This is a genomic window from Rothia nasisuis (assembly GCF_928381405.1).
Taxonomy (GTDB): domain Bacteria; phylum Actinomycetota; class Actinomycetes; order Actinomycetales; family Micrococcaceae; genus Rothia; species Rothia nasisuis.
In genome coordinates this window covers 1-2,660 of the sequence record NZ_CAKMSB010000027.1, presented here as the reverse complement: position 1 = coordinate 2,660, position 2,660 = coordinate 1, and the positions used below count along the sequence as shown (strand labels likewise).

The window sequence follows — 2,660 nt, the reverse complement described above, 5'->3', positions numbered from 1 at the left end:
GTGGGCGGGCTCTCCGGGGCTCTCTCGCCCGGGTCTTCGCCGGGGAAGACCCCGACCGCGTCCCACAGGGCCTGCTCACCGGGGCGCTTATCGGTGTGCGAGGCGGGTAGGGGTTGGTCAAAATAGTCGGAGGAAGGCTCAGAAAACCCTGCTCTGTCTGACCCTTTCGCAGCCCCCGCTACAGGCCTAATACCCAGAGCGTCTGCCACCGTCACACCCTGCGGCAGTGACTCAGCCAACCGCACAGAGACCTCGGGCCGAGAACCCTCGTCCGCCAAAGAATCTGAGTGCACCACACCGTCGTCGAAAGAACGGGTCTCATCCTCGGTCGCATCAAGCGACCTGATCTGGGCATGGGTACGCTCGGTCAGCTTATCCAGGTAGGCACCCGAGCCCACTGGGGCAGGGCTTTTCCTTGCTTCACCCCCGGGCGGAAAACCTTGGCTCTGGCCGTAGGCGTTAGGGCCGCCCAGGGCCGTCATATCGGGAACAGGTACCGAGAGGGTCAGCTCCCACTCCTTCTGCGAGGGCGGGCGCACAATCTGCACCGGCACAGAGCCACCCAGAAAACGGGCGACTGTCTCCACCGGCTCCACGGTCGCTGAAAGACCCACCCGCTGAGCCGGGGTTTTAAGAAGCTGATCCAGACGTTCAAGCGTCACCGCCAGGTGGGCCCCTCGTTTGGTGCCCGCCACCGCGTGCACCTCATCGATAATCACGGTATGGACGTTAGTGAGCGTTGACCGGGCCTTCGAGGTCAGCATGAGAAACAGTGACTCGGGCGTGGTGATAAGAATGTCTGGCGGGTGAGAAAGCAGCTGGCGGCGCTCCTTGGCTGGGGTATCGCCCGAGCGCACCCCCACCCGCACCTGCGGTGGCTCCAGACCCAGCGAACGGGCGGTTTGGGCAATACCGATCAGGGGGGAGCGCAGGTTCCGTTCTACATCCACGCCCAGTGCCTTCAGCGGTGATATGTAGAGCACGCGGGTGCCGCCTACCTGTTCACCGGCGTCCTGCCCCTCAAAATGCAGCCGGTCAAGCGCCCAGAGGAAGGCCGAAAGTGTCTTACCTGAGCCTGTGGGTGCCACAATGAGGGCGTGCCGACCAGCCGAAATAGCCTCCCAGGCCCCAGTCTGCGCGGCAGTTGGCGCGGAAAAGGCACCCTCGAACCAGCGGCGGGTAGCCGCCGAAAAGAGAGAGAGCGCAGGGGAAGTCTCAGCAGAAGCCATAGCCCTCATTATCTCAGAGACCCAGGAGCACCAAAGCCCTGTTGCTCTGCTGAAAGCAGGTAACAGGGCTGCTTGCCAAGAGTCGCCTAGGGAGTGGCACCGACCGCACCAACCGAGAGCTGGGAGACAGCAGGGTTGGAGCAGGCCTCAGCCGCGAAGTTCAATACCAGTGGCTGTGAGGCGCCGGGGGTCTGAATTGAATAGCCAGCCGCAGAGACGCTCTGGCAGGTCTCCCCGTAGAGCTGGGCCCGGGTCTCACGCAGGGTAGCGGTCAAGCTCTGCCCGGGGGCCAGCGTGCCACCTGACGATGACCACTCGGTTGCATTCGCCGCTGCGGCACCGATCTGCTGACCTGCATGGTCAACATAGTGCACTGCGGGGTAGCCGCTGATAGTGCAGCTGTCGTTGCTGGTGTTGTTGAAGGTCAGCGTGATATAGCGTGACCCCGCTGCGCCACCGCCTTCGGCAACGGCAGCCTCAATGTATAGCTGGTCGTAATCACATACGGCGACCCCCGCAGCTGAGCTGGGTGGGGCAGCGCTATCAGAAGCGGCCGTTGTCTGCTCCGTGGCTGATTCGCTGGGTTCAACCGTGATGACGGTGCCGGTGGGTAGCGGCTCCGCCGGTGTAGTCGAGGGCGTTACCTCGCGTACCGTGGGCGAGGGGGCGGCGCTGGTGGGGCTAGGAGTCGGTGCGCTGGTCGCGGACGCACTCGCGGTGGGCGTGTTACTGGGAGCAAGCGCACTGGTGGTGGGGGTCGCTTCTGGGGTCTCAGTACTAGTGTTCGCTGATCCGCAGGCGGTAAGCAGGGCTAGTAGGGCGGCTGCCAGGGGGAGGGTTCGTGCTTTCATATAACCTACATTCCGGGTTGTAGGGTGACCTTGGCCCCGTTCATTCCCTCGGAGTATTCTGTCTGGCAGCTGAGGCGTGAACATTCGTTGGCGATATCGTCAATCATATCGAGCAGGTCCTCTTCAGCTTCTTCGCGGGGTAGGGAGGCATCGATGTGGTCGGGGTCAATAAAAGCGTGGCAGGTGGCGCAAGAGGCGTTGCCGCCGCAGGTAGCCAGTACAGGGAAGCCAGCCTCGAGCACGGCCTCGAGCATGGATTGGTGAGGCTCCCAGGTGACGTCTTTGGTGGTTCCGTTTTCGTCTGTGACCGTGATGTTGATGCTCATGTGTTCTCCTGTGCTGTTCGACCCGTAGGCTTTGCCACGGTCTCAATCTCTCCCTATTTTAGGGGGCGTGTTGGTCAGGACCCCGCTTTTGTGGTGAAAACTACGGAACGGGCGGGTAAAACAATAAGGGTTAAGGGTCAAAAAGTGTGTCCGGAATCGCGGATTTTCACGGATTGACCTGTAGGTTTCCGGAAAGTATATGCTCCGGAAGCATATATCTAGCCCCCGACGGGAAATCCTCGGTGTGGCAGCCG

General features: G+C 62.0%; 3 protein-coding genes. All 3 read right to left on the bottom strand.

Annotated elements, in window-relative coordinates:
• The coding region (locus L6966_RS11860) for a DEAD/DEAH box helicase (protein WP_237233455.1) at positions 1-1,229 on the bottom strand (1,229 nt) is incomplete at its 3' end.
• Between the two features lie 86 nt (positions 1,230-1,315).
• On the bottom strand, positions 1,316-2,080 hold the full coding sequence (locus tag L6966_RS11855) for a DUF4232 domain-containing protein (RefSeq protein ID WP_237225071.1): 765 nt from the start codon (positions 2,078-2,080) through the stop codon (positions 1,316-1,318).
• 5 nt (positions 2,081-2,085) lie between these two features.
• On the bottom strand, positions 2,086-2,406 hold the full coding sequence (locus L6966_RS11850) for a 2Fe-2S iron-sulfur cluster-binding protein (protein ID WP_083091461.1): 321 nt from the start codon (positions 2,404-2,406) through the stop codon (positions 2,086-2,088).
• Between the last annotated feature and the right edge of the window lie 254 nt (positions 2,407-2,660).